This is a genomic window from Gloeomargarita sp. SKYB120, from assembly GCA_025062155.1.
Lineage (GTDB): Bacteria > Cyanobacteriota > Cyanobacteriia > Gloeomargaritales > Gloeomargaritaceae > Gloeomargarita.
Window position 1 is genome coordinate 1 of record JANXAM010000067.1, and the last position, 1,887, is coordinate 1,887.

The 1,887-nt window shown below is 48.1% G+C and carries 3 protein-coding genes; 1 reads left to right on the plus strand and 2 read right to left on the minus strand.

All coding sequences use genetic code 11. The features are described from left to right. Positions 1–590: 590 nt before the first annotated feature. A complete protein-coding gene (locus tag NZ705_12430; GenBank protein ID MCS7293749.1) occupies positions 591–1,004 on the minus strand; it encodes a nucleoside 2-deoxyribosyltransferase in 414 nt (137 codons plus the stop codon). Between the two features lie 152 nt (positions 1,005–1,156). On the opposite strand from NZ705_12430, the gene NZ705_12435 reads away from it, so the two are divergent. Beyond that, entirely contained in the window at positions 1,157–1,576 is a 420-nt protein-coding gene (locus NZ705_12435) for an MAPEG family protein (protein MCS7293750.1), read from the plus strand. Here the strand turns inward: NZ705_12435 and NZ705_12440 are convergent. Further along, positions 1,570–1,887, minus strand: a 318-nt coding sequence (locus NZ705_12440) for a hypothetical protein (protein ID MCS7293751.1), incomplete at its 5' end; no start/stop codon positions are given. The genes NZ705_12435 and NZ705_12440 overlap by 7 nt on opposite strands.

Sequence of the window (1,887 nt, forward strand, 5' to 3'; positions counted from 1 at the left end):
CCTAGATATTCGCCAGATTTGAACCCGATTGAACATGTGTGGTATCGGATTAAGCAAAAGGTGCGTAAGCTACAGGTGAGTGCAATCGAAAACTTGCAATCCTTAGTCAATGAAACTATCCGTAGCTTATGTCAAGTTTTGTGATTTTAGCTATAATTATAATGAATTCTAGCTTCGTGGTCTCTTTCTCGATGCCACAGCAGTTTTTTCTTGATCCTTAGCCGCTTAAACTGGTAGAATATAGCATCTGGCACTACCCCAAATCCTCTCGCTCTTTCTCTTAAGGTTTTATCTGGATACAGTTCTTAGCCACATCTATTTTTCGCCTTCTGCTCTCGACACTTTCAAGACTGAGTCTATTAAGCTGATGGTAAATCGTCGCCCTGGCAATCTGAAACATGCTGGTGGCTTGGGTGACACTGTTGCCACTCCTAATAAAGGCGATGACTTTTTTCTTAAATCCAGGCTTTAGGACATTTCCCATTTTCTCCGCAATGTCTACTCTGGCTTGACACTTACACTATCCTTGAATATGCTGTCTCATTTTTATCTGAAATGACTATATCTACGGTTTTCCCAATCATCATTTACTAGCGACCAACGAGCCTTTCTATCGTCCTAGCAATCGTTGGAAATAGATCACTAGACTTTTCCACAATTGCCGCCGCGCTGTAGTAAAGCATGGCATTGAACCCACCGGTATCCCCTGACCTGCGGAAGTCAGTACGGACGGCAACGACCGGAATCCCTTTAGCCACGGCATAGCCGCATTCCCAGCATGTACCGCTATCGGCATCAGCGCCATCGAGAATCGCCACCACCAGGTCAGAATTTGACAGACCATCGAGACAGGTTCGGTAAATGTCTTCTCCTTCTTTACCCTGACACTCCACTTGTGGGCAAAAGACGGTTAACCCCTGTTCTTTGAGATAGGCAGCCAAACTCAGATTAAAACTTTGTTCAGCTAGGGTAAAGAGCGGCGCTGCCAGATAGACTTTTACCATAAAGTTACAGTATACAGGCTCTAAGTCCTCTCTGCCTAGAGCAATTGATCTCTGCAAGATACACCTTTACAGCCAAGTTACAATCTAGATGGCTGGGAATGCCAGCGTTGACCCAACGGAAAATCAGGCCAAGTCGTAACCGGAATCAGCCTATGAATTTACCGATTTCTCCTTCACTCTTTCTGACGTGGGCTATTGCCATTGCAGCAGCCTTGGTTTATGTCCCTTCTTACCTGATAGTTGCCTACGGACGGGTAAAAAGCGGCTTTGATCCTCGCGCGCCCCGTGCCATTTTCGATAAACTTCCCCCCTACGCCCAACGCGCCACCTGGGCCCACCAGAACGCGTTTGAAAGTGTAACCCTATTTGCACCGGCGGCGATTTTGGTTCTACTGGCCCAAGGCGCTTCGCCCTACACCAATGCCGTTGCCTTGACCTACCTGGTGGCGCGTTTGGTTCATAGCATGGCTTACATTGCCGGAGTTGCGCTGCTGCGAGGTTTGGCGTGGATTGTCAGCATTGGCTGCATTGCCAGTCTGTACGGCACGGCCATTACCGAGATGGGTCAATGAAGCGACGATAGGAAAGCCTCTGCCCGTTGCCATAGGGTTTGCCGCCGTCTAGGGTCCATTTTCCCTAGCATGGCAGTCATCGTACTCAAACGCGGGTTACGGCGGAAAAAATCCTGATGTTTATCAATAAATCGCCAGTATAGCCCGTCCCAAATCTCACACCAGTCCCCGGCTGGAAAATCACTCATTTTACGGATGTAATTGGAACCACTCAAATAGGGTTTGGTGGTCATCCAGCCGCCATCACTGTACTGGCTCATCCCGTACACATTGGGCACCATCACCCAGTCATAACTGTCAATGAATAGCTC

What these genes read in the sequence shown, in the direction of transcription:
- NZ705_12430 (MCS7293749.1), bottom strand. Translation starts at nt 1,004, where the DNA reads ATGGTAAAAGTCTATCTGGCAGCGCCGCTCTTTACCCTAGCTGAACAA.
- NZ705_12435 (MCS7293750.1), top strand. Translation starts at nt 1,157, where the DNA reads ATGAATTTACCGATTTCTCCTTCACTCTTTCTGACGTGGGCTATTGCC.